Below are 20,939 nucleotides of genomic sequence, written 5' to 3' on the forward strand. Positions count from 1 at the left end.
AATCGCCAGGGGCACGCCCTGCTTTGCGCACATTTGCCATGTATTTTTGCCCGTTGCGTGGTTAAGGCAGCGCAAGATGCACGGTGCCATTCATCTGTTCGACCAATTGCACGAGGCCGATGGCGCGCAGCCTTCGGGCGGAGCGCAGCCGCTTGCCGCCTTGCGGGCCGATCCGCTGGTCGGGGTGATCCGCAATCCGCGCAGCCATGGCAATGAAGGACGCAGCGCCGATCTGGGCGACCTTCCGGGCGTCCTGCTCGCCTCGCCCCGCAAACGCCACGAATTGCCCGCGATCCTCGCCGATTTTGCCGCGAAAGCCGTCGATCTGCTGGTGGTTGACGGCGGTGACGGGACAGTGCGCGATGTGCTGACCTGCGGGGCCAGCGTGTTCGGCGATGCCTGGCCCACGCTGATCGTGCTGCCCAGTGGCAAGACCAATGCGCTGGCCTATGATCTGGGCGTGGCACCCGGCTGGACATTGGCACAGGCGCTGGAAGCGGCGCGGCGGCAAAGCGTGGCGGTGCGGCACCCCATCGTGGTTGCGCAAACCGACAATGACGCGGCGCAGGTCCGCGGCTTCGTGCTGGGCGCAGGCGCCTTCACCCAGGCCATCAGCCTGGGGCAGGACGCGCATGATTTCGGCGCGTTCAACGCCGCTGCCGTGGGTGTGACCACGGCCTGGAGCGTGTTGCAGGCGCTGTTCGGCAGGGCGGGCAATATCTGGCGGCGCGGCACGCGGATACGCCTGCGCGGGCCGGATGGTGCGGAATTGCCGCATGCTGGCGGCGGGCCGCTGGACGAACGGTATATGGTCTTTGCCAGCACGCTGGAACGGTTTCCGGTGGGATTATGCCCGTTCAAGGGTATTGACGCGCCGCTGCGCATGGGTGTGCTCGACACGCCGCGCCGCGCGCTCCTGCTTTGCCTGCCCTTGATCTTCTATGGCAGGGCGGGCAAGGCTGCGCGGCGGCTGGGCTTTCAGGCGCATGGACTGGACCGGTTCGACATGGAGATCGCCGATCGGTTCATACTGGATGGCGAGGCCTTTCCGGCGGGCTCGTATCAGGTGCGGCTTGGCCCGCGCCTGCATTTCATTGTCCCGTGACAGGCAGCAGCGGTGCAGAGCTTGATGCGCGCCTTGCGCGGGTTCTGACGCGCGAGGTGCATCCGGCGATAACCGCCTTTGCGCAGGGACTGGCGCGGGAAAACGACGCGGCCGGGGATGCGGCGGTGCTGTTCTATGGTTCCAATCTGCGCACCGGTTCGCTCGACGGGGTGCTGGATTACTACCTGCTATTGCCCGGCCCTGCGGAAAAGGGCTTGTGGCCGCGCGTATCCTACCGCGAATGGGAGCACGAGGGCGAAACGCTGCGCGCCAAGATTGCCGCGATGAGCCTCGCCAAATTTGCCGAGGCGTGCCGGGGCGATACGCTCGACACCACGATCTGGGCGCGTTTCGTCCAGCCTTGCGCGCTGGTTCACGCGGGCAGCGCCGATGTGGAGGGTCAGGTGCTGGCCGCGCTGGGCCAGGCGGCGCGCACGGCGGCGCGGCTCGCAGCCGCCTGCGGGCCTGTCAGCGGCACGGAGGAGGAGTTCTGGCGCGCTCTGTTCCGCGCCACCTACAAGGCCGAATTGCGCGTGGAAAAGCCGGGGCGCGAGGATTCGATCCTGCAAGCCAATGCCGCGCATTTCGCCGGGTTATTGCCTGCCGCGCTGGCCGCACAAGGGATCGCGGTCGAAAGCGAGGCTGGCGGCGTGATCCGCCCTGACCTTTCCCCTGCGCTGCGGTCCAGCGTGCTGCGCTGGTGGAACAGGCGCCGGCGGTTGGGCAAGCCGCTCAACATTGCCCGCCTGCTGCGCGCGGCGCGCACCTTTGACGGGGCGGGCCGCTATGCCGCGTGGAAAGTGGAGCGGCATACCGGCATCCACATTCCCATGACCCCCTGGCGCGAGGCGCATCCCGTGCTCGCCGCGCCGGGCGTCGTGTGGCAATTGTGGCGCGAGGGAAAACTGCGCTGAGGCGCGCCTCAGCAGCCCCCGCTCACATATAGCGCATGGTGATGTTGATCGTGGTGACGCCGCTCACGTCGAACGCGGTGCGCGAAACGCTGGGCCGGCCCAGATTGAAGAGGTTGATGCTGGGATTGTTCGACATCGCGCCGCCATCGGTGCGCAAGTCCGTGCTGCCATTGCCGTTGACATCGTGGCGCACGGCCACCGCGTAAGAGCCATTGGCGGGAACCGGCATGCAGAAGCTCATGCTGCCGGCCTGCGCGGGCACTTCAATGCGGTACATCCAGCGCCCGCTTTGCAACCAGTCGGCCTGAGTCGCGCGATAGATTTGCGCGCGCACCAGGCCTTGCCCATTCTTGATGCCGTTCACATTGATGCGCACCGCCGGGCCTGCGCCCCGGCAAACCGCCATATCGTTGCGGATTTCCTGGTGGTACTGCGCCTGCGCGGCGCTGCCCGGCAGCGCCAGGGCAAGAAGTGCGGCCGGCACGGCAAGTGCGGGCATAAGGCGGCTGAAAGACGAACGCATGGCAGATCCTGAATTGTTCAAACGCAGGGGCGGGAATGAAGATCCCCCTTTCCTTGCCCCGCCTATTGCCAGAATGCCAGTGAACGGGGCGTGAAGCGGCCTGCAAGCCTGTGGCAAAGTCGGCTCGGCGTGCCGATCCATCACCTTGTCCACATGCGTGTTTTCCCTGTGTGGAAAATGCGTGTTCGCACCTTGCCCCGCGCGACGGCGCTGCCTATCGCCTGAAGACAGCCATGGCCACCCCGCTGATCTCCCCTTCCATCCTGTCTGCCGATTTTGCCCGGCTGGGCGAAGAGGTGCGCGCGATTGACGCTGCCGGCGCGGACTGGATCCATGTCGATGTGATGGACGGGCATTATGTGCCCAACCTCACCATTGGCCCGGCCGTGGTAAAGGCGCTTCGCCCGCACAGCAGGAAGACCTTCGATGTGCATCTGATGGTCTCGCCGGTGGACCTCTGGATCGAGCAGTTCGCACAAGCGGGCGCGGATATCATCACCATCCACCCCGAAGCCGGGCCGCATGTTCACCGCAGCGTGCAGGCGATCAAGGCGCATGGCAAGAAGGCGGGCATCTCGCTCAATCCCGGAACGCCGGCCAAAATGCTCGACTACCTCATCGAGGAGATCGATCTGGTGCTGATCATGAGTGTGAACCCCGGCTTTGGCGGGCAGAGCTTTATCCCCAGCCAGCTCAAGAAGATTGCGGCGGTGCGCCAGATGATCGACACGCGCGGGCTCGATGTGCTGATCGAGGTGGATGGCGGGGTGAACGCCGAGACCGCCCGCCAGTGTGTGGAGGCGGGGGCCGATGTGCTGGTGGCGGGATCTGCCACTTTTGCCGGCGGGCCGGATCGTTATGCCGACAATATTCGCGCCTTGAGGGGGCAATAGGCATGGGCGACCTGTCTGCCCGGATCCGCAGCGCGCCCGCCAGGAACGGGCCGGAAGGAAATCGGCAGATGGTGATGCCGCTGGATGATGGCCGCCGCGAGGAACTGGTTCTGCGGCAGGATGTGCCGCCTGCGGCCGCCATGCCGCTGGGCGTTGGCGAAGCTGCGCCCCCGGCCCCTCCGGGCCGCGCGCTGGCCTTGTCCGATTTCAACCCACCCGAAATCGGCGCGGGGGAACGGCTCATCCGCCTCGCTTATCGCCTTGGCATTCCCGGCTCCACCCTGGCTGCGCCCTTCCGCAAGCCTTTGCGCCCGCGCCTGCTGGCGGTGGTCGAAAGCCCCGTGGCGGGTGACCGGGTGGCAGGCATGGGCCTGCGCGCCGGGCATTTTCTGGTGCATGGGGTCAAGGCGCCGATCGGGCAGGTCGATATGGCGCCGGTCGCCAAGCTGACTCCGCCTTTCGAACGCTATGTCCATGGGTTTGGCTGGCTGCGCGATCTGTCGGCCAGTGGCACGCTGCCGCAATGCGCGCCCGTTGCCCGCCGTATCCTTGCCGCTTGGTGCATCGCCAATCCCGAACCGGCGCACAAGGCCGGGCGCGGCCCGGCATGGAAGGTCGACAATGCCGCGCACCGCCTGATGGGCTGGCTGGTGCACGCTCCGCTGCTGCTGTCCAGCGCTGACAAGGCAGAACGCCAGCAGATGCTGGACGCCATTGCGGATACCGCCCGCTATCTTGACCGCCACGTCACCCGCGCGGACGACCGGCTGGCCGAAGTGGCGGGCTGGTGCGCCATTACCGCGGCAGGCCTGCTGCTGCCCGAAGGCAAGCCGCGCCGCCTGTTTGGCGAGGCGGGGCTGGTGCGCGCGCTGGGCGATCTGGTGGGCGATGATGGCGGCGTGCTGTCGCGCAGTCCGCTGGGGCAGATCGAGGCGATTGAGCTGCTGGTCGATCTTGCGGCTTGCTATCGAGCGGTGCGACGCGATCCGCCGCGCGCGCTGGAGGTGATGTTGGGCCTGCTGGTGCCACCCTTGCTGGCGCTGCTGCATTCGGATGGCACTTTGGGCAATTGGCAGGGCGCGGGCGCGGTGAGTGCCGAAAGGATCGAGGCGCTGGTGCGCGCCAGCGGCGTGCGCACACGGCCTTTGCGCGACGCGCGGCAATGGGGGTATCAGCGCGTCACGGCGCGCGCCGGGGGCAAGCTGGCGGTGCTGCAATTCGACACCTCGCCCCCGCCGCTGGCGCGCCATGCGCGGCACGGCTGCGCCTCCACACTGGCGTTCGAATTCAGCCACGGCGAATACCGCCTGATAACAAACTGCGGCGGTGCGGGCTTTGCCGGGGGTCAAGTGCCGATCCGCATCGAACAGGGCCTGCGCGCTACCGCAGCCCATTCCACCATGGTGCTGGGCGAGGCCAATTCCACCGCCGTGCTGATCAATGGCAAGCTGGGCGCGGGCGTGGGCGAAGTGGAAGTGGATCGGCGCGTGATCACGCTTGATCGCGGCGCATCGCCGGGCGGAGGATCGGCCAAGGGCGGCGCGACGAGGATCGAGGCAAGCCATGATGGCTATGCCCAGCGCTTTGGCCTTGTGCACCGGCGCATCCTGATCCTGCGCGACGATGGCAGCGAATTGCGCGGTGAGGACCTGCTGGTGCCATCCGGGCGCGGCGGCAAGACGGGCAAGGTGCCCTATGCCATCCGGTTTCACCTCGGCCCGCAGGTGCGCCTCACGCTCAGCGAGAACGGCAAGGGCGCGACCTTGGCCTTGCCCGATGGCAGCTATTGGCAATTCCTGACCGGGGCCGATACGCTGGAAGTCGAGGAAAGCCTGTTCGTCGATGGCGATGGCCGCCCGCAGGCGGCGCAGCAATTGGTCATTCAGGGCCTTGTTTCACGCGGCGGCGGCAATTTTGCCTGGCTGCTGAAGAAGATGGGATAGCATTAGGCATGAGCACGGTGGCAATCAGGCGGGCACTCCTTTCGGTGTCCGACAAGAGCGGTATTGTGGAACTGGCATCTGCGCTGGCCGCGCGCGGGGTGGAACTGGTATCCACCGGCGGCACCGCCAAGGCGATCCGCGAGGCGGGCCTGGCCGTGAAGGACATTTCCGAACTCACCGGCTTTCCCGAAATGATGGACGGGCGCGTGAAGACGCTGCATCCGGTGGTGCATGGCGGCCTGCTGGCAGTGCGCGACGATGCCGCGCATCTGGCATCGATGCAGGAGCACGGGATCGGCGCGATCGACCTGCTGGTGATCAACCTTTACCCCTTCGAGGCGACCGTCGCCAAAGGCGCCCGGCGCGACGACGTGGTGGAGAATATCGACATTGGCGGCCCGGCCATGGTGCGTTCTTCGGCCAAGAACCACGCCTTCGTCACCGTGCTCACCGATCCGGCCGATTACGCCGAATTGCTGGCGCAGATCGACGCCGATGGCGGCACCAGTCTGGCCTTCCGCATCCGCATGGCGGCGAAAGCCTATGCCCTGACCGCCGCCTATGACGCGGCGATTGCAGGCTGGTTTGCCTTTGCCGATGCCTATACCAACCCGCTGGGGGCCGAGGCGCTGAAGGCCGAACCCTTCCCGCCCACGCTGCCAATGGCCTTCGCGCGCGGCGATGTGCTGCGTTACGGCGAAAACCCGCATCAGACTGCGGCGGTCTATGTCCCCCGCATGGTAGCCACACCGGGCGTGCCGCAGGCGCGGCAGGTGCAGGGCAAGGAATTGTCCTACAACAACCTCAACGATGCCGATGCCGCGCTGGAACTGATTGCCGAATTCAAGGGCGGCGATCCGGCGGTGGCGATCATCAAGCATGCCAATCCGTGCGGCGTGGCGCAGGCCCCCACCTTGCTGGGCGCATGGGAAGCCGCGCTGGCGTGCGACAGCGTGTCGGCCTTTGGCGGGATCGTGGCGACCAATGTCGCGCTGGATGGCCCCACGGCCGAGGCGATCTGCCAGATCTTTACCGAGGTCGTGATTGCACCCGGCGCGGATGATGCCGCCATCGCTGCCTTTGCTGCCAAGAAGAATTTGCGCCTGCTGCTGGTCGATTGCCTGCCCGATCCGGCGCGCCCCGGTTTGCAGTTGAAGACGATTGCGGGCGGCCTGCTGGTGCAATCGCGCGATGCCGGGATTATCGGATCGGACGATCTGCGCGTCGTCACCAAGCGCCAGCCGACCGCGCAGGAACTCGCTGATTGCCTGTTTGCGTGGAAAGTGGCGAAGCATGTGAAGTCCAACGCCATCGTCTTTGCCAAGGACGGCACCACCGCCGGGATTGGCGCAGGCCAGATGAACCGCCGCGATTCGGGCCGCATCGCCACGATCCGCGCGCGCGAGGCGGCGGAAACCGCCGGCTGGGATGCGCCGCGCACCGCAGGCAGTGCGATGGCTTCCGATGCCTTTCTGCCCTTTGCCGACGGGATCGACGTGGCGATTGAGGCCGGGGCCAGCGTGGTGATCCAGCCGGGCGGTGCGATGCGCGATGACGAGGTGATCGCCGCCGCCGATGCCGCCGGCATCGCCATGGTTTTCACCGGGATGCGCCATTTCCGCCATTGATCGCGCAAGGGGCACGGCTCGGCCTTTCCTGAACGGACGATTTCCGCTCATTCAGTGCAGCGCAACACCTTGCCCCCTAGCCATGCAGGTCTGACGCGAACTGCATGAAAGGGGTGATGGCAATGGGCCTGTTCACCGCGGAACTTTACCGTTCATTCTTCCTCGGCTTCGGTGTAACAGCAGCGGTGCTGGCGGCACATATCCTGCCGCAGATGGGAGCTTTGTAACCCGATGAAGTGGAAAGCCGCCTTTGCTGCACTTGCCCTGGGCGTTGTGGCAGTCACGGCGGTGCCTTCGTCGGCAGAAGTTGCTTTCAACGCGCCCGTTGCCACGCGGCAGGCCCGGGAAACCGGGCTTCAGACCGCGATCTTCGCAGGTGGCTGTTTCTGGGGCATTGAAGGCATTTTCAGCCATACGCGCGGGGTGCGCAGCGCTGTTTCGGGCTATCACGGCGGCACCGAAGCGCAGGCGCGCTACCGCCTTGTCGCCTCAGGCATTACCGATCACGCCGAGGCTGTGCGGGTGGTGTATGATCCGTCGGTCGTGCGCTACGACCAGCTTCTCCAGATCCTGTTTTCGGTGGGGGCTGATCCGACGCTGCTCAACCGGCAGGGCCCCGATCGCGGGACGCAATACCGCACGGCCATCGTGCCCTTGAACGCCGAACAGCGCGCCGTCGCGCAGGCCTATATCCGCCAGATGGGCCGTTCGGGCGTCTGGTCCGATCCCATTGTGGTGGCGATCGAGGAACCGCGCCGTTTTTACGAGGCGGAGGAGTATCATCAGGATTTCATGCATCGCAATCCCGACAATCCCTACATCCGCCGCTGGGATGCGCCCAAGCTGGAGGCCCTGCGCACCATGTTCCCGCAGCTCTACCGCCGCGCTTTCCTGACCGGGTGATTTGCAGGCCTGCGCCTTGCGCATTATATCCGCGGCATGGCTCACCACGCGCATCATTCGCACCATACCGAACACACCGGGCAAAGCCTGGTGGATGAAGCCGGCCGCGTGCTGGAAGCCGCGGGCGAACAATGGACCGCCATGCGCGAGGATGTGTTCCGCGTGCTGTCGTCATACGACAAGCCTGCCAGCGCCTATGATATTGCCGATGGCGTCGGACAGGCGCGCGGCAAGCGCGTGGCGCCCAACAGCGTTTACCGCATTCTCGACCTGTTCGTGCGCACCAACCTTGCCAACCGGATCGAGAGCGCGAACGCCTATCTGGCCAACACGCATCCCGGCTGCCGCCACGATTGCATCTTCCTGATCTGCGACGATTGCGGTGCGGCCAGCCATCTGGACGATGACCGGCTGACCGGCGCATTGCGCGAGGCGGGAATGCGCGCCGGATTCGCCAATGTGCGTCCGGTGGTGGAACTGCGTGGCCTGTGCGCGGATTGCACCGGTTAAATTAGGGCTAAGGGCGGTCATCGACACATCGCCCTGCCCGCGTTAAGAGCTTGCAATGAATATCCGCCCGCGAACGCCCCTGCTCGACACGGTCGACACACCGCACGATCTCCGACGGCTGGACCCGTCCCAGCTTCGTCAGCTTGCGGATGAGCTGCGCGCCGAGATGATCGACACGGTGGGCACCACCGGCGGGCATCTGGGATCGGGGCTGGGCGTGGTCGAACTGACCGTGGCGATCCACTACGTGTTCGACACGCCCACCGACAAGCTGATCTGGGACGTCGGTCATCAGGCCTATCCGCACAAGATCATTACCGGACGGCGCGACCGAATTCGCACGCTGCGGCAGGGCGGCGGCCTGTCCGGCTTCACCAAGCGCAGCGAAAGCGAATACGACCCCTTTGGTGCGGCGCATTCCTCCACCTCGATTTCCGCCGGGCTGGGTTTTGCCATCGCCAACAAGCTGAACGGCCAGCCTGGCAAGGCTATCGCCGTGATCGGCGACGGCGCAATGAGCGCCGGCATGGCCTATGAGGCGATGAACAACGCCGAGGCCGCGGGCAACCGGCTGGTCGTGATTCTGAACGACAACGACATGTCCATTGCGCCGCCGGTGGGCGGTCTTTCGGGCTATCTGGCGCGTTTGGTGACGTCGGGCCAATTCCTCGGCCTGCGCGACCTTGCCAAGAAATTCGCGCGCAAGCTGCCGCGCCCGCTGCATCAGGCGGCGAAGAAGACCGACGAATACGCCCGCGGCATGGCGATGGGCGGCACACTCTTCGAGGAGTTGGGCTTCTACTATGTCGGCCCGATTGACGGGCATGATCTGGATCAGCTCATCCCCGTGCTCGAAAATGTGCGCGACGCGGCCGAAGGCCCGTGCCTGATCCATGTCGTCACGCAAAAGGGCAAGGGCTATGCCCCGGCCGAGGCGGCGTCCGACAAATATCACGGCGTGCAGAAGTTCGATGTCATCACAGGTGAGCAGAAGAAAGGCCCCGCTGGCCCGCCCGCCTACCAGAACGTGTTTGGCGAAACGCTGGCCAAGCTGGCGGATGCCGATCCCAAGATCTGCGCCATCACCGCCGCCATGCCCAGCGGCACCGGGGTGGACAAGTTTGCGAAAGCGCACCCCACCCGCGCCTTTGATGTCGGCATTGCCGAACAGCATGCCGTGACCTTTGCCGCAGGTCTGGCGGCGCAAGGGATGCGGCCCTTTGCCGCGATCTATTCCACCTTCCTGCAACGCGCTTACGATCAGATCGTGCACGATGTGGCGATCCAGAACCTGCCGGTGCGCTTTGCCATTGACCGCGCCGGGCTGGTGGGGGCGGACGGGGCGACCCATGCCGGTTCGTTCGACATCACCTATCTGGCGAGCCTGCCCAACATGGTGGTAATGGCCCCGTCGGACGAGGCGGAGCTGGTGCACATGACCTACACCGCCGCGCTTCACGACAGTGGGCCGATTGCCTTCCGCTATCCCCGCGGCAGTGGGGTGGGGGTTCCCCTGCCGGACGTTCTGCAGCAACTCGAAATCGGCAAGGGCCGCGTGGTGCGCGGCGATGAGAAGGGCGGCAAGGTCGCGATCCTCTCGCTCGGCACCCGCCTTGCAGAGGCGCAGAAGGCCGCCGACGCGCTCGACGCCAAGGGACTGCCCACCACGATTGCAGACCTGCGTTTCGTCAAGCCGCTCGATTCCGCGCTGATCCGCCGCCTCATGCTGAGCCACGAGGTCGTGGTGACGATCGAGGAAGGCAGCATTGGCGGCCTTGGCGCCCATGTCCTCACCATGGCCAGCGACGAGGGGCTGACCGATGCCGGCCTGAAGATCCGCACCATGCGCTTGCCCGACATCTTCCAGGATCACGACACGCCGGAAAGGCAGTATGAGCAAGCGGGCCTGACCGCGCCGCATATCGTGGAAACGGTGCTGTCCGCGCTGCGCCACAACAGCGCGGGGGTCGAGGAAGCGCGGGCCTAACCCACCCAGCGCCACACGCCTGCCGGTATCGCGCCCAACGGCATATGGGCAAAGGTCGCGACCAGCCAGATCGCGCCGCCTGCCAGCCACCACACCCATCCCACGCGGGCGAAGGCGCTCAGCCGCGGCCAATAGCGTGTCTGCGCTTGCCAGCCTGCCCACGCATCGCCAAGCAGGGCGCGCTTCTTGCGGTCTTGCATATGCGCACCAAGCAGGGCCAGCACGCCCATCGCGCTTGCGGTGATGAGCGTGCGCGTGCTCCACCACAGCAGCACATGCGCAATCGCCCACAGGCCGATGCCCCACATCATCGGGTGGCGGGTGACGCGGAACACGCCGCGAGGCTCAACGGGAATCTTTGCCTTGCCGGCAGGATCGGGCAAAGCGGGATTGCCCGCAAACGAGCCGGCGAGCAGCACCATGGCGGGTAAAGTAATCGCGGTGGCCAGCAGCCAGCCCAGCTCTCCACTGCCGCCAAGGTCAGCGGGCGGCGCGGCCTGGAATGCCTGCACCACCCAGTAGAGCAGCGCGAAGCTGACCAGTGAATAGACGCCCAGAAACCCACTCGCCCCCAGCACGCGCACCATGGGGCTGCGAAAAGGGTGGCTCATGGCGAAATGGCTGCCGACAAAGGCGGCGTTGGCAAGAAGCAGTTGGGTCAGTTCCGGTGTCATTGCCATGCCGCTCCTTGCCTCTTTCGTATCAGGCGCGACCGTCCGGATGCACGCCTGCCGCCTGCGGCTCGCCCATTTCGGCATTGCCGGGCAGGTCTGCCTGCACATCTTCCAGCGTATCAAGATGCATCCAGCGCTTGATGATGGGGCTGACAAGCAGCACCGCCACTGCGACGCCAATCGCGATCCAGCCGATCTGGTCGTAGATTTGCAGCGTCAGCGCCTTCGACATCTCGCCGCTTTCGCCGCCCGTCGCCTCGCCGATCTTGCCGGCCACGAAACTGCCCACCGCGGTCATGTAGAACCACGCGCCCATGATGAGGCTGGCCATGAAGCCGGGGGCAAGGCGGTTCATCGCGGAAAGGCCCACGGGGGAAAGACACAGCTCGCCGGTCGTGTGCAGCAGGTAGATCAGGAACACGAAGATCACCGGGGTCATCACCTCCATGCCGGCCGCCGTCGCGCCCCAGGCAAAGACAAGGAAGCCCGCGCCCACCTGGAACAGCGCCAGGGCAAATTTGGCCGGCGCGCTCGGCTCCAGCCCGCGCTGGCCCAGCCATTGCCACAGCGCGGCAAAGACCGGTGCAAACAGCAGGATGTAGATCGGGTTAATCGACTGGAAGATCGCGGCGGGCACATTGCCCGTGTCGACATATGCGTCGGTATAGAGGTTGAGGCTGCCCGGCGCCTGATCGAACAGGCCCCAGAACAGCGGGTTGAGCGCGATCAGGAACAGGATGGCGTAAATCCGCTCGCGCGGGTGCTTGTCCAGCCGGGATGCCTGCCACAGCACATAGCCCAGCAGCACCACGCCGGTGACGATGAGCAGCGTCTGGATGACCTCGCGGTACTGGATCAGGCCCCACATCACCGCGACAGCTGCCACGCCCGCGCCGTAGATGAGCATTTCCTTGCGCCGCTCCAGCGGGGCCGCCGCCTCGCCCGCGCCGCGCAAGGTTGCCTTGCCCAGCACGAAGACGACCAGGCCAGCCACCATCCCGATGCCCGCCAGGCCAAAGCCCCAGGCCCAGCCCAGCGTCAGGCCCAGGTAACCGACGAGGATCGAACCCGCCGCCGCGCCGAGGTTAATGCCCATGTAGAATATCGTGTAGGCCGCATCGCGGCGGCTGTCGGTCAGGCGGTAAAGCTGGCCCACCATCACCGAAATATTGGCCTTCAAAAAGCCAGAGCCGACGATGATCAGCGCCAGCGCCAGCCAGAAGACGTTGAGCGCGGGATCGGACTGCCCGCCTTCGCCTTCGACCGCCATGAACAGGTGGCCCAGCGCCAGCAGCACGGCACCGAACAGCACCGCCTTGCGCTGCCCGATATACCGATCGGCCAGCCAGCCGCCCAGCAGCGGGGTGACATAGACCATCGCGCCATAAGCGCCGAGGATCAGCGCACCTTCGCCCTGGCTGAACATCCAGTGCTGCACGAGGTAGAAGATCAGGATTGCGCGCATGCCGTAGAAGCTGAACCGCTCCCACATCTCGGCAAAGAACAGCATGTACAGGCCCTTGGGGTGGCCGAGCACTTCATCCTTGCGGCTGGCGGCAATCAGCGCGCCTGCTGCCAGAAAGGCGGCCAGGATAATCGCCGCGATCGCCGCGACCCAATCGCCTTCATTCCACAAGCCGATCTCTTTCATCCCGCGTCCCCGTATCTCCATCGTGCACGGCCAGAGCCCGCCGCGCGCGTGGTCGGCACCCTAGCGGCAGAAACGGCGTTGTGAAGCTGCAAAGTTGCAACCGTAACCTTCGTGAACGCCGCTGGGAGCGGCACCTGGCTTGACCTGCGCCGCTGTATTATGGCACTGCATCACCATGATGCATGAAAGCAAGCCCGTCTATCTGCGCCTGCGTGACAAGATTGCGGCGGCCATCATCGCCGGGGAATATGCGGAAGGGTCGATGCTGCCATCGGTGCGCGCCTTTGCCGCGCAGCAGGGGGCCAATCCGCTGACCGTGGCCAAGGCCTACCAGCAATTCCAGTCGGACGGCTTTATCCGTGTGCAGCGCGGGGTGGGCATGTTCGTGAACGAAGGCGCTGCGGAGCGCCTGCGCGCAGTCGAACGCGAGACTTTCCTGCACGAGGAATGGCCTGAAATCCGGCGCCGGATCGCGCAGCTCGAACTCAGCCTGTCGGACCTGCTCGACCGCGTGTAAACCTGCTTGGTGGGCTCACGCATGGTAGCCCTCCCCGAATTTCTTCACAAATGTGAAATTATTCATATTGTTGAAGTGTTTATTGCGCAAAGGCTTAGCCTGTGCCATGCACCATGGCGCAGGCATTGCTTCGGGTCGCACTGTGCATTGCAAGGCCTTTTGGTGTTGTAAATTCGTGAGCCGGTCCTCGCGTCCGGCTTTCAGGGGGCGATCATGATAAGATCAGAATTGCTGCAATCGCTTATCGACGACAATCCCGACCTGCGGCCTGAAGAGGTCGAGCAGGTGGTGGACATTTTCTTTGACGAAATCGCGCTCCGTCTGGCCGAAGGTGGCCGGGTGGAACTGCGCGGCTTCGGCACCTTTTCCAGCCGCGCACGCGATGCGCGCACCGGGCGCAACCCGCGCACGGGCGACACGGTGGAGGTGCCCGCCAAGCGTGTGCCTTATTTCAAGCCGGGCAAGGAAATGCGCGAGCGGTTGAACGCCGACTGAGGCCAGCGGTTTTTCGGGCGCCGGCCTTCATGGCCCGTGCAGCCCGCCCGGCGGGGGAGAGACGCCGGTGAAAGGAAGGGGCGCGGATCAGACCGATCCGCGCCCCTTTATCTGTGGCTGATGATAGAGGCCCAGCGTGGCGGCCAATCGGCCCCCGCCCGTAAGGCAGGGGCCGTTCCATCCTATCAGAAGCGGCGTTCCACCGACAGCAGCCAGGTGCGCGGCAGTCCGGGCACACCGGTCACGACGCCGAGCGAGGTCGTCGTGTCGCTCACCGAGGTGAAGTAGTACTTGTCGAAGATGTTATCGACACGCAGTGCCAGCTCCCACTCGTCACCCGGATTGGTGAAGGCGATGCGGCCATTCATCAGGAACAGCGAGTCCATCTGGCTCCATACCGTGTTGAAGGTGTCGGTGAAGATCTTCGAACGGTAGTTCGCATCCAGACGGAAGCTAAGTTCCGAACCGCTTTCCATCTCGTAGTCGTACTGGATCCCGCCGCTCCACGTCCATTCCGGCGTGTAGGGCGTGATTTCGGTCCCGCGCAGACCGGCTGCCGCCACCGAGGCCACATCGTACTGGAAGTCGATGTAGCTGAGCGTGGTGTCGAGCGTCAGACCGTCGGTCGGGAAGGCGGTGACTTCGACTTCGAAGCCCTTCACTTCGGCGGTGCCCACGTTCCGCGGCTGCAAGCAGGGCGAGCTGGGGCAGGCCGGCAGCGTCAGCACGATGTTCTGGTAATCGTTGTAGAACGCGGCAGTATTCACGCGCAGACGACGATCCAGCAGGTCGAGCTTGAAGCCCACTTCGTAGGTTGTGATGGTTTCCGGATCGAACGAACGCAGCTGGTTACACGGCGGCGCCGGAATGATCGAACCATCGGGGTTGAAGGTCAGCGCCGGGCACGCACCCGCCGAAGGGCCGAAGAACGGACGCGGGTTCACGCCGCCACCCTTGAAGCCCGTGGAGACCGAAGCATAGGCCAGCGCCTCGTCGCTGAAGCGGTAATCCGCCACAACGCGCCAGTCGAAACGATCCCCACGGAAGCCGTCGGAAATGCCAAACAGGCCGGTGAGCAGGCAGTTCGGCGAGTTGCCAAGCGAGACCGGCCCGCCGAAGTCGGGATCGGCGCCGTAGAAATATTCGCAGATCGGCGGCGCGCCCGGAGGCGGAGCGAGCGAACCCTGGAACGGCACCGTGCCATCCGGGTTCGACCGGAAGTAGGTGTAGATCTTCTTGTCCTTGCTGTAGCGCAGGCCGCCCGTCAGGCTGAGCGCATCGGTCGGACGCACGGTCAGCGTGCCGAATAACGCCTTGGTGGTGCTGGGCGTGGTGTCCGGGCCATGGATGAAGTCGATGCCGGCATAGTTCAGGTCCACGCGCGCGGTGTATTCGCCGCTCTGGTCCAGATAGAAACCACCCACGGTGCCCTGCAGCAGGCCTTCGGCCGCTTCGAAGTTCAGGCGGACTTCGCTGCTCCACGCTTCGTGGTTCAGCTGGTTGTCGAGCTGCGCGATCGGGATCGGGGTTGCGTCCTGATCCTGGCCCCACTTCGATTCATAAGTGCGATACGAACCGATATACACGAACTGCAGGTCGTCGGTGATGTCGTAGGTTAGATTGCCCTGAATGCCCCAGCCTTCGAACCGCGTGATCGGCAGTGCGAAATAGGGCTTGTAGGGCGCCTGCGTGGTGGGCGTGCGCGCATCCATGAAGTTGGAATAGCTGATATAGCGCGGGTCATACCCGGCCAGATTCCCACCTGTGTCGCAGCTGTATTCGCCGAACGGCACGAAGGCGCAGGACGACGGCACGCCCTGGCCGTTCTTGCCCACCAGCCACGGCAGCGAGGTATACTGGCCATAGCCGATCAGCTCATCGTCATCATTATAGATTTCGGTGCCGGGCACACCCGATCCAACCGATGCGGCAGGATTGATCGAGCGCGGATTGAAGACGGGGTTGGTGGCCGAAACCGGCAGACCCGCCGCGATCAGCACGGTGGCGATCGCATCGGAATTTTCGCGGGTGTAATCGGCCGAGAGGTTGATTTCGAGGCGATCAGTCGCTTCCCAGCGCAGCGCGCCGCGCAGCGCCATCACGCTCTGCCCACCCATCGTCCCGTAATCGGGGTTGCCGCGGCCACGGGCGTTGTTGGCCGGCACGTTGGAATTGGGGTGCGTGGTGCCGTAATCGAGCATGGTAACATGCCCGTCGCGGCTGCGGCCCATGCCCGAAATGCGCATGGCCAGCGAATCGGTCAGCGAGAAGTCCATCATGCCGCGAATGGCGATCGCATCGAGCGAGCCGTATTCGGCGCGCAGGCTGCCCGAACCATCGCCGCGCGGACGCTGCGAGAACAGCTTGATCGCGCCGCCGAGCGAGTTCTTGCCCGCCAGCGTGCCCTGCGGACCGCGCAGGATTTCGACGCGGTCAAGGTCGACCAGTTCGAGCAGCGAGGACGACAGCGTCGGGATGTAGACATCGTCGATGTAGATGCCGACCGCGGGGTCGAGCGCGAAGTTGAAGTCGGTCTGGCCCACGCCCCGAATGAACGCGATCAGGCCCGAACCGCCGTTCTGCGGCTGCGGGGTCAGCGTCACGTTGGGCGCTTGCGCGGCGACCTGCGAAATGTCGGTCTGGCCGCGCGCCTGAAGCATTTCGGCGTTGACGGCGGTAATGGCGAGCGGCGTGTCCTGCAGATTGGCTTCGCGGAATTCTGCCGTCACAACGATGACGTTGGAACGGCCTTCTTCGCTTGCATCCTGGGCATATGCCGGTGCGGTCATCGTGGCCGCAACGGCCAGCGATGACACTACGCTGAGCGTCTTGAACTTCATCAGGTTACCTCCCCATGCGCGGCCCGAAAGACCTCGCTTTTCTGGAATCAACCGCGCCAGCCCGTGTGCGGGTCTGGTGGGCGGACGAATGGCGAGAGGAAGGCAGATGCGTGCCTGCGATATCTCTCTCCCGCCTTCGACATTACCATCTGATACAATTGCAGCAAGCCAATTGCACAAATGCGCATGGCAAATCGCCCGCATTGTCGTAATCAAGCAACACAGCAAGTGCCGGTTTCTTGCGCAATTAAATAGCTTAGTTTCCTAATAATTGCCCGGAAGCACGGACACGCACGGGGAGAGACGATGACCGACATAACACAAGCCGCGGGCGGAGCGCGCCCGGCCGCGCGGCGTTTGGGCGGCTATGAACTGGTGGTGCTGCTTTTGCTGGGCCTGGCCTATGGCTTTGCGTATTTCGACCGGATGGCGATGACCTTCCTCGGCCCCTTCGTGCAGGCCGAGATGGGGTTGTCGAACGAGCAATTGGGCTGGCTGGGTTCAGGGTTGTCGCTCACATGGGCACTGGGGGCCTATGTCGTGGGACGCTGGTCCGACCTGATGGGCAAGCGCAAGCCGTTCCTGCTTGCGGCGCTGGTGATCTTCTCCTTCGCCTCGGTCATGTCGGGGCTGGCCTGGAGTTTCGGATCGCTGCTCGCCAGCCGCATCGTGATGGGCGCGGCGGAAGGGCCCTTCCTGCCGATTTGCCTCGCCATCATGGTCGCCGCCAGTGCTGAGCATCGCAAAGGGCTGAACGCCGCCGTGGTGCAGAATGTGTTCGGTTCGATCATCGGCACTGCGCTGGCGCCGATTGTGCTGATCGCGATTGCCGAGGCCTATGACTGGCGCATGGCCTTTTACATCTCCGGGCTTCCGGGCCTTGTGCTGGCGGTGCTGATCTGGCGCTTTATCAAGGAACCAGAGGCCGCACCCAAACCGGCAGAACCCGCCACGCGCCTTTCGTTCGGCCAGTTGCTGGCGCGCGAGGGGCGCGAAGTGCGCAGCCTGATGGCCACGCGCAACATTGCCTTGTGCGCGCTTGTCTCGATCTTTGCGGTGGGCACAGTCGTCATCGGATCGATCTTCATGCCGCTTTATCTTGACGGGCCGCGCGACCTCGATCCTGCGGTGTGGAGCCGGATGATGTCGGTGCTCGGTTTCTCGCCCGCTGCGGGCGCGGTGACGGCGGGGCTTCTGTCCGAGAAGATCGGCCGCAAGCCGGCGCTGGTCATATTCTGCCTGCTGATGACGATTGCCCCTGCCAGTCTGTTGTGGGTGGAAGGATCGCCCACGCTGCTGGCCGCGCTGATGTTCGTCAGCTGGATGGGGCTGGGCGGCTTCCCGCTGTTCATGGGGGTGATCCCGGCCGAGACGCTGGGCCGCCTGCGCGCCGCCACGGCGATGGGCGCGGTGGTGGCGGTGGGCGAGATCTTCGGCGGCTTTGCCCTGCCCCCCATCACCGGGCGGCTCGCCGACAGCTTCAGTATCGACGTGGCGCTTTACGTGCAACTGGGCCTGGCCGTAACGGCGGGGCTGATCGCCTTGGCCGTAGCTGAAACCAATCCGCGCATCACCGGCAAACCGGCAATTGCCTGAGCGATACAGAAGGGCACACACAATGGCATTCGATCCTGCCGAACGGGCGCTGGCCTATCTTGAATGTGTGCGCCGCCTCGATACTGCGGCGATGCTCGGTTTCTATGCGCCGGATGCGCGCGTCTGGCTGCCGGGGCAGGGCTGGATGCAGCCCGCCGCCCTCGCCGCGCTGCTCGACGGGGCGCGCAGCCTGCTGGCGGACGGCATCCGCTTCACGCATGAGGATGTGTTTGCCGCCGGCAACCGCGCCGTGGTGCTGACCGCCTGCGACAGTCCGCTGGTAAAAGGCGGGTCCTATATCAACCAGTTCTGCTTCGTGATCACCTTCGACGATGCGGGACAGATCACCGAGCTGCGCGAATATACCGACAGCGCGCCAGCCGTGGCGGCCTTCCACTCCTGACCATTACCGCCCCGGCTCCAGCCGCCGGGCGCGGTTGAAGGTGAGCGCAGAAAGGATCGCGGGCACGCCCATGATGAGGCACACCGTGCCCACGCTGAGCGTGACATCGAGAGTGGCAAAGCCCAGCGACAAATCATCCGTGCGCGTGCCCAGCAGCGCCCCGCCCACGATCGGCCCGAAGATCGACCCCACCCGCCCCGCCGTGGTGGCAAAGCCAAGACCCGTGGCGCGCAGATGCGGCGGGAAGGCGTAGGCAATCGTCAGCCAGTTCGCCACGGCAGAGCCGAACAGCGCCGCGCCGATCAGCGGGGCGATCACCATCAGCACGGCCGTATTGCCGACAAATTGGCCGAACAGCGCGATCAGAACGGCGAGGCTCACCATGGTGGCCCACATCATCCGCTTCACCCCGAAGGTGCCGCACAGATAGCCCGCGGTCAGCCCGCCCACGATGCCGCCATAGGATACCCACGCCGAATAGCGCGCGCCCAATTCGTCCGAACCGCTCGCCTCGGCCACGAGTGGCGGCCCCCAGTTGATGATGTAATACCAGGCAAACATGTTGAGCGCATGGGCAAGGAACAGCTTGCCGATCAGTTCCTTGCGGTGCACCGGCTGGGCAATCTCCTTCAGCGCGGTGGAGCCTTCGCCCGAATCTTCGGGCCGTGGGGGTAACTCGGAAATCTCTGGCACATTCATCCGCCGCAGAACGGTGTTGGTGGTGTCCAGCGCGCCCTTGGGCTGGCGGGTGAGCAGGAAATCGAGGCTTTCGGGCAGCCACACCCACGCAATCGGCAGCAGCACCGCCGACAGCCCTGCGCCAAACCAGAAGATGCCGCGCCAGCCATAGGTATCGAGCACCGCCACCGCGACCATCGCGCCGATGATTGTGCCCACCGGATAGGCGGAGGCAACCGCCGATGTCGCGAATTCGCGGCGCTTGTAGCTTGCATATTCCAGCGCCAGCGTGCCCGCCGTGCTGGTCATCCCGCCAATCCCGATACCGGTAATCAGCCGCCCGATCGCCATGGTCAGAAAGCCGGTGGACACGGCGGAAACCGCCATACCCACACTCATCAGGATCAGGCAGATCAGCATGGCGGGCCGCCGCCCGTACTGGTCGGCCACGGGCGATACGCCCAGCGCGCCCGCCGCCATGCCGACAAGGTTCATCGACAAGAGCGTGCCCAGTTCCGCATTGGAAAGCCCCCAATCGCGGCTGAGCGCGCTGCCCGCCTGCGCCAGCGCCAGGATGTCATAGCCATCGACCATGTTGATCAGCACGCACAGCGTCACCACGCCATATTGCTGAAGGTTCATCGCGCGGTGCCGCAGCACATCGCGCGGGTCCGCAAAGGGCCCTGCCATCCCGTGATCCTCTCCCGATCATCCTTGCCGCTCGACGCCGGCTTGGTGCCATTGCTATGGTGCCAGACGCGAGCCGTCAAAAGAATAAGGCCGTGAGCGCCAAAGGGGAGTTTGCAGGATGCACGAAGCGGGCGTCTCGTCCTGCGATGTCACCGCGACGATGAAATATATCGTCCGGGGCGAGAAGGCGACCTTTTATGCCGGGGATCGCGAACGAAGCTATTGGCCGGGCGAGGAGCACCGCGTCACCATCCACGATGCGCGGCCGCATTTCGGCGAGTTTGCGCTGGAGCGGAACGGCTTTGTGGTGGTGGAGGAGCCTTCGCCCACGGCCGATTATGACAATCCCGCCGCGATGGACACCTATTGCCGCGCGACCGAGGCATTGGTGCAGCGGTTGACCGGGGCCGCGAAAGTCATCAGCTTTGGCGCGATCCTGCGCACCAGTGCCAGCGGCACGCATGGCCACAACCAGCCCGCCTTTGGCGCGCATGTCGATTACGGGGCAAAGACCGTGGCCGATTTCACCCGGCTTATTCTGGGCGAGGAGGAGGCCGCGCGCTGGCTTTCCCGCCGCCATACGCTCATCAATGTCTGGCGGCCCATCGCGCCTGTTGAAAGCACGCCGCTGGCGCTGTGCGATGCGCGCACGGTGCGGCGCGAGGATCTGTTCGACAGCGAGATTGTGGGCGGGCTGGGCGGGCTCGATTTCTCGCTTTGGGGCTTCAACCTTGCCTATCGCCCAGATCACCGCTGGTACTGGGTGCCCGCGATGCAGCCGGACGAGGCGATGGTGTTCAAGCTGTTCGACAGCAATGCGGATGCCGTGCAGTTCACCGCCCATTCGGCTTTTGCTGACCCGACCGCGCCGCCCGATGCGGCGCCTCGGCAAAGCGTGGAGCTGCGCACCATCGCCTTTCTGGATTAGCTCTTTCGCATCGGCCAATCCTTGCCTAGTCATAACAGGTGTTAGAGTCGCAAAGACCAAA

General features: G+C 64.9%; 19 protein-coding genes. 14 read left to right on the top strand and 5 right to left on the bottom strand.

Translation table 11 applies throughout. The features are described from left to right. Positions 1-76: 76 nt before the first annotated feature. Positions 77-1,105, top strand: a complete 1,029-nt coding sequence (locus WFP39_RS08830) for a diacylglycerol kinase family protein (RefSeq protein ID WP_336919085.1) — start codon at positions 77-79, stop codon at positions 1,103-1,105. Then, positions 1,102-2,019, top strand: a complete 918-nt coding sequence (locus tag WFP39_RS08835) for a hypothetical protein (protein WP_336919086.1) — start codon at positions 1,102-1,104, stop codon at positions 2,017-2,019. Before WFP39_RS08830 ends, WFP39_RS08835 begins: the two co-directional genes overlap by 4 nt. Positions 2,020-2,041: 22 nt before the next feature. Here WFP39_RS08835 and WFP39_RS08840 read toward each other — a convergent pair whose 3' ends face one another. Further along, the gene (locus WFP39_RS08840; RefSeq protein WP_336919087.1) at positions 2,042-2,542 is read right to left on the bottom strand and encodes a DUF2141 domain-containing protein; all 501 of its coding nucleotides are present in this window, start codon (positions 2,540-2,542) and stop codon (positions 2,042-2,044) included. Between the two features lie 233 nt (positions 2,543-2,775). On the opposite strand from WFP39_RS08840, the gene rpe reads away from it, so the two are divergent. The 7 genes from rpe (at position 2,776) to dxs (ending at position 10,406) form a co-directional block, all read left to right on the top strand. Next, on the top strand, positions 2,776-3,435 hold the full coding sequence (gene rpe / locus WFP39_RS08845; RefSeq protein WP_336919088.1) for a ribulose-phosphate 3-epimerase: 660 nt from the start codon (positions 2,776-2,778) through the stop codon (positions 3,433-3,435). Positions 3,436-3,503: 68 nt separating this feature from the next. Then, positions 3,504-5,378 carry a heparinase II/III family protein gene (locus tag WFP39_RS08850; RefSeq protein WP_336919089.1) on the top strand — a complete coding sequence of 625 codons (1,875 nt, stop codon included), beginning with the start codon at positions 3,504-3,506 and terminating at the stop codon, positions 5,376-5,378. Between the two features lie 8 nt (positions 5,379-5,386). Continuing rightward, positions 5,387-7,006 (top strand): bifunctional phosphoribosylaminoimidazolecarboxamide formyltransferase/IMP cyclohydrolase, encoded by a 1,620-nt coding sequence (gene purH, locus WFP39_RS08855; protein ID WP_336919090.1) that lies wholly within the window; start codon positions 5,387-5,389, stop codon positions 7,004-7,006. Positions 7,007-7,110: 104 nt separating this feature from the next. Then, positions 7,111-7,233, top strand: coding sequence for a hypothetical protein (locus WFP39_RS08860; protein ID WP_336919092.1), 123 nt, complete (start codon positions 7,111-7,113; stop codon positions 7,231-7,233). Positions 7,234-7,237: 4 nt separating this feature from the next. After that, positions 7,238-7,909, top strand: coding sequence for a peptide-methionine (S)-S-oxide reductase MsrA (gene msrA, locus WFP39_RS08865; protein WP_336919094.1), 672 nt, complete (start codon positions 7,238-7,240; stop codon positions 7,907-7,909). Between the two features lie 36 nt (positions 7,910-7,945). Further along, the gene (locus tag WFP39_RS08870; RefSeq protein ID WP_336919095.1) at positions 7,946-8,419 is read left to right on the top strand and encodes a Fur family transcriptional regulator; all 474 of its coding nucleotides are present in this window, start codon (positions 7,946-7,948) and stop codon (positions 8,417-8,419) included. Positions 8,420-8,474: 55 nt separating this feature from the next. Then, positions 8,475-10,406: a 1-deoxy-D-xylulose-5-phosphate synthase gene (dxs, locus tag WFP39_RS08875; RefSeq protein WP_336919096.1), complete on the top strand. Its 1,932-nt coding sequence runs from the start codon at positions 8,475-8,477 to the stop codon at positions 10,404-10,406. Here the strand turns inward: dxs and WFP39_RS08880 are convergent. Further along, a complete protein-coding gene (locus WFP39_RS08880) occupies positions 10,403-11,086 on the bottom strand; it encodes an NnrU family protein (protein WP_336919097.1) in 684 nt (227 codons plus the stop codon). The two genes, dxs and WFP39_RS08880, sit on opposite strands and share 4 nt — an antisense overlap. 22 nt (positions 11,087-11,108) lie before the next feature. After that, a complete protein-coding gene (locus WFP39_RS08885; protein ID WP_336919098.1) occupies positions 11,109-12,731 on the bottom strand; it encodes a peptide MFS transporter in 1,623 nt (540 codons plus the stop codon). A gap of 175 nt (positions 12,732-12,906) precedes the next feature. On the opposite strand from WFP39_RS08885, the gene WFP39_RS08890 reads away from it, so the two are divergent. Continuing rightward, positions 12,907-13,248: a GntR family transcriptional regulator gene (locus WFP39_RS08890; RefSeq protein WP_336919100.1), complete on the top strand. Its 342-nt coding sequence runs from the start codon at positions 12,907-12,909 to the stop codon at positions 13,246-13,248. A gap of 213 nt (positions 13,249-13,461) precedes the next feature. Further along, a complete protein-coding gene (locus tag WFP39_RS08895; RefSeq protein WP_336919102.1) occupies positions 13,462-13,743 on the top strand; it encodes an integration host factor subunit beta in 282 nt (93 codons plus the stop codon). Positions 13,744-13,928: 185 nt separating this feature from the next. On the opposite strand, the gene WFP39_RS08900 is transcribed toward WFP39_RS08895, so the two are convergent. Beyond that, positions 13,929-16,583: a TonB-dependent receptor gene (locus tag WFP39_RS08900; protein WP_336919103.1), complete on the bottom strand. Its 2,655-nt coding sequence runs from the start codon at positions 16,581-16,583 to the stop codon at positions 13,929-13,931. 306 nt (positions 16,584-16,889) lie between these two features. On the opposite strand from WFP39_RS08900, the gene WFP39_RS08905 reads away from it, so the two are divergent. Both WFP39_RS08905 and WFP39_RS08910 read left to right on the top strand, forming a co-directional pair. Continuing rightward, positions 16,890-18,179: an MFS transporter gene (locus tag WFP39_RS08905; protein ID WP_336919104.1), complete on the top strand. Its 1,290-nt coding sequence runs from the start codon at positions 16,890-16,892 to the stop codon at positions 18,177-18,179. Positions 18,180-18,201: 22 nt separating this feature from the next. Next, positions 18,202-18,582, top strand: coding sequence for a nuclear transport factor 2 family protein (locus WFP39_RS08910; RefSeq protein WP_336919105.1), 381 nt, complete (start codon positions 18,202-18,204; stop codon positions 18,580-18,582). Positions 18,583-18,585: 3 nt separating this feature from the next. On the opposite strand, the gene WFP39_RS08915 is transcribed toward WFP39_RS08910, so the two are convergent. Further along, positions 18,586-19,950: an MFS transporter gene (locus WFP39_RS08915; RefSeq protein ID WP_336919106.1), complete on the bottom strand. Its 1,365-nt coding sequence runs from the start codon at positions 19,948-19,950 to the stop codon at positions 18,586-18,588. Between the two features lie 118 nt (positions 19,951-20,068). On the opposite strand from WFP39_RS08915, the gene WFP39_RS08920 reads away from it, so the two are divergent. Further along, positions 20,069-20,878: a CmcJ/NvfI family oxidoreductase gene (locus WFP39_RS08920; protein WP_336919107.1), complete on the top strand. Its 810-nt coding sequence runs from the start codon at positions 20,069-20,071 to the stop codon at positions 20,876-20,878. The last annotated feature ends 61 nt before the right edge of the window (positions 20,879-20,939 follow it).

The organism is Alteraurantiacibacter lauratis, from assembly GCF_037154155.1.
Taxonomy (GTDB): Bacteria; Pseudomonadota; Alphaproteobacteria; order Sphingomonadales; family Sphingomonadaceae; genus Alteraurantiacibacter; species Alteraurantiacibacter lauratis.